At 71.7% G+C, this 2,596-nt stretch carries 3 protein-coding genes; 1 reads left to right on the top strand and 2 read right to left on the bottom strand.

What is annotated here, in order from left to right; translation table 11 throughout:
- Positions 1 to 3: 3 nt before the first annotated feature.
- The gene (locus ACO1BR_RS30775) at positions 4 to 861 is read left to right on the top strand and encodes an ATP nucleotide 3'-pyrophosphokinase (protein ID WP_426798373.1); all 858 of its coding nucleotides are present in this window, start codon (positions 4 to 6) and stop codon (positions 859 to 861) included.
- A 22-nt stretch (positions 862 to 883) separates the two neighbouring features.
- Here the strand turns inward: ACO1BR_RS30775 and ACO1BR_RS30770 are convergent, their stop codons facing one another.
- Together ACO1BR_RS30770 and ACO1BR_RS30765 are read right to left on the bottom strand one after the other, a co-directional pair.
- Entirely contained in the window at positions 884 to 1,702 is an 819-nt protein-coding gene (locus tag ACO1BR_RS30770) for an alpha/beta fold hydrolase (protein ID WP_426798365.1), read from the bottom strand.
- 272 nt (positions 1,703 to 1,974) lie between these two features.
- Positions 1,975 to 2,430: a carboxymuconolactone decarboxylase family protein gene (locus tag ACO1BR_RS30765; RefSeq protein WP_426798364.1), complete on the bottom strand. Its 456-nt coding sequence runs from the start codon at positions 2,428 to 2,430 to the stop codon at positions 1,975 to 1,977.
- Positions 2,431 to 2,596: the final 166 nt, after the last annotated feature.

Genomic DNA, 2,596 nt, shown 5'->3' with positions numbered 1-2,596 from the left:
CCGATGACCCTGTACCGCACCGGCTGGGCCACCGCCCGCCGCGCCGTCACCCGGGCCGCGGTGGCCACCGCGCTGGCCACCGCGCTGGGCATGGGCGCCGTGCACGCCGCCACCGCGTCCCCGGCCGCGCCGCCGCACGGCCCCGTCCCCGCCCCGTCCGCACAGCCCCGCGCCACCGATCCCGGCGGCTGGAGCCAGGACGGGCTCCAGCTCAGCGCCGACGACAACAAGAAGGTCGATGCGTTCCTCGCCCGCGCGCGGCGGGCGGAGCGCTCCATCAGCCCCCAGGTCCGCGCCGCCGCACTGCTCAGCCATGCCCAACTCGTCGGCTTCGACCAGCGGCTGAAGTCCCCGGACTCGCTCAAGCGCAAGGTCGCCACCAAGATGCTGGAGACCCCCGGGCAGCCCGTGGAGACCTCGCTTTCCAAGATCAAAGACTCGGTCCGCTACACACTTCAGTGGCCGACCGGGCAGTACACCCAAGGCGTCACCGTCGCCGCCGGACTGCTGTCCGCCTGGGGCAACGACAGCACCCGCTGGTCCAACACCTGGGGCCGCGCCAAGGGCTACAAGGCGGTCAACTCCGCCTGGCGCGCGCCCCACTCGGGACAGGTCTTCGAGGTCCAGTTCCACACCCCGCAGAGCAAGGCGGCCCAGCTGGCGACCCACACGATCTACGAGGAGCAGCGGCTGCCCGGCACCCCGCCGGAGAGGGTCCGCGAACTCCAGGCGCAGCAGGACGCGATCTTCGCGGCGGTGCCGGTCCCCGCGGGCGCCGAGCGGCTGACCGCCCCGGCCCGCCGGACACCACTGCCCGCCCGGGCCGCCGGGCTTCCCCGTCAGCCGGTGACCAACCAGTGATCAGCCGGTGATCAGCCGCTGATCAGCCGGTGAGGAACTCCAGCAGGTCGGCGTTGAGCTGAGCGTGGTGGCTGGCGTAGATGCCGTGTCCGGCCGTCGGGTACTCCTTGTAGACGGCGCCCGGTATCAGCTCGGCGGTACGCCGGCCGGTGACGTCGACCGGCGCGGTGAAGTCGGCCGCGCCGTGCACGATCAGCGTCGGGACGTCGATCCCGCGCAGCCCCGCCCGGTGGTCGGTGTGGAAGATCGCCCGCTGCACCTGGAGCGTCGCGTACGGCGCGCACGACAGGCACTGCGCGATCGTGAAGTCGACCATGAGGGGCGAGATGTCGTTGTTGCCCAGGTGGGTGGCGAAGAAGACCTGCGCCTGGCGGGCCATCCACCTGGGCCGGTCGGTCCGCAGCAGCGCGAGGGACGCCTCGAACGCGGCCTGTGGCACCCCGTACGGATTGTCGTCCGTCAGCTTCAGGAAGGGCAGCATCGCGGCGACGAACGCGGCGCGGGCGACCCGGCCGGAGCCGTGCCGGGCCAGCAAGCGGGCGATCTCCGCACCACCCATCGAGTGCCCGACGAGGGTGACCTCGCGCAGATCGAGATGCTCCAGGAGGGCGGCGAGGTCGTCGGCGGTCGAGTCGTAGTCGTAGCCGGACGAGGGCCGGTCCGAGCGGCCGTGCCCGCGACGGTCGAAGGCGACACAGCGAAAGCCGCGCTCGACGAAGAAGGGGATCTGGTACTCCCACATGTCGGTGGGCAGCATCGCACTCGACACGAACACCAGCGTCTCGCCCTGCCCGTAGTCCTCGTACCAGAGCCGGGTCCCGTCGTGGCCCTCGAAGAACATGGCGTTTCCTCCCGTTACGTCGATCAGGTCGACCTGTGCGCGACGCCGACCAGGCTGCCGGGCCGGCGAGGTTGCCTCAATTACCTCGCGGGTCATGGGGGTTGGAACCGGCGGCGGCTTCGCCACCACCGACAGGAACGGTGCTCCCGCGGGCGACGTCCGCAGACTGGATCTCCCCCAGGCTGGACATCCGCGTACCGCATATCCACAGGCTGTGCGGTACGCGGAAGGGCCGCCCCGTCCGGAGCGGCCCCGCGTCGGTGGTGCCTCGATCACCAGCCGGCACCGGCGGGTTGCCGGGTCGTGGCGTTGAGGCGGTTGAACAGGTTCGTCAGCCCGATGGTCAGGACGAGGGACGCCAACTGGCGCTCGTCGAAGTGCCGGGCGGCCGCGTCCCAGACCGCGTCCGGCACCGGGTCGGACCGGTCGGCGAGGCGGGTGGCGTGCTCGGCCAGCTCCAGGGCGGCGCGCTCGGCGTCGGTGAAGTACGGCGCCTCCCGCCAGGCCGCCACCGCGAACAGCTTGTCGTCGGCGACCCCGGCCTTGCGGGCGCTCTTGACCCCACCGTCGACGCAGAAGCTGCAACCGTTGATCTGGCTCGCCCGCAGATGCACCAGCTCCAGCGTCTCCTCCGGCACCCCGCCGCCGCGGGTCGCCTTCGCCACGTTGAGAAGCGGCTGCATGGCCTCCGGAATGACCACCGCGGGGTTCTTCATCCGTGCATCCATCACTGCTCTCCTTACGGAATCCATCCGGCGAGCCCTGCTGGCTTCTCGCCGTCACTGCACTGACGGATCCCGCACGGGGAGTGTGACAACGGGCCGGCCCCTTTTTCCGGGGACCGGCCCGCAGGTCTTCCGGGACCGGCCCGCAGGTCTTCCGGGACCGGCCCGC

This window comes from Streptomyces sp. YGL11-2, assembly GCF_050054615.1.
Lineage (GTDB): Bacteria > Actinomycetota > Actinomycetes > Streptomycetales > Streptomycetaceae > Streptomyces.
This window is presented reverse-complemented; position numbering and strand designations above follow the sequence as displayed.

What these genes read in the sequence shown, in the direction of transcription:
- ACO1BR_RS30775 (WP_426798373.1), top strand. Translation starts at nt 4, where the DNA reads ATGACCCTGTACCGCACCGGCTGGGCCACCGCCCGCCGCGCCGTCACC.
- ACO1BR_RS30770 (WP_426798365.1), bottom strand. Translation starts at nt 1,702, where the DNA reads ATGTTCTTCGAGGGCCACGACGGGACCCGGCTCTGGTACGAGGACTAC.
- ACO1BR_RS30765 (WP_426798364.1), bottom strand. Translation starts at nt 2,430, where the DNA reads ATGGATGCACGGATGAAGAACCCCGCGGTGGTCATTCCGGAGGCCATG.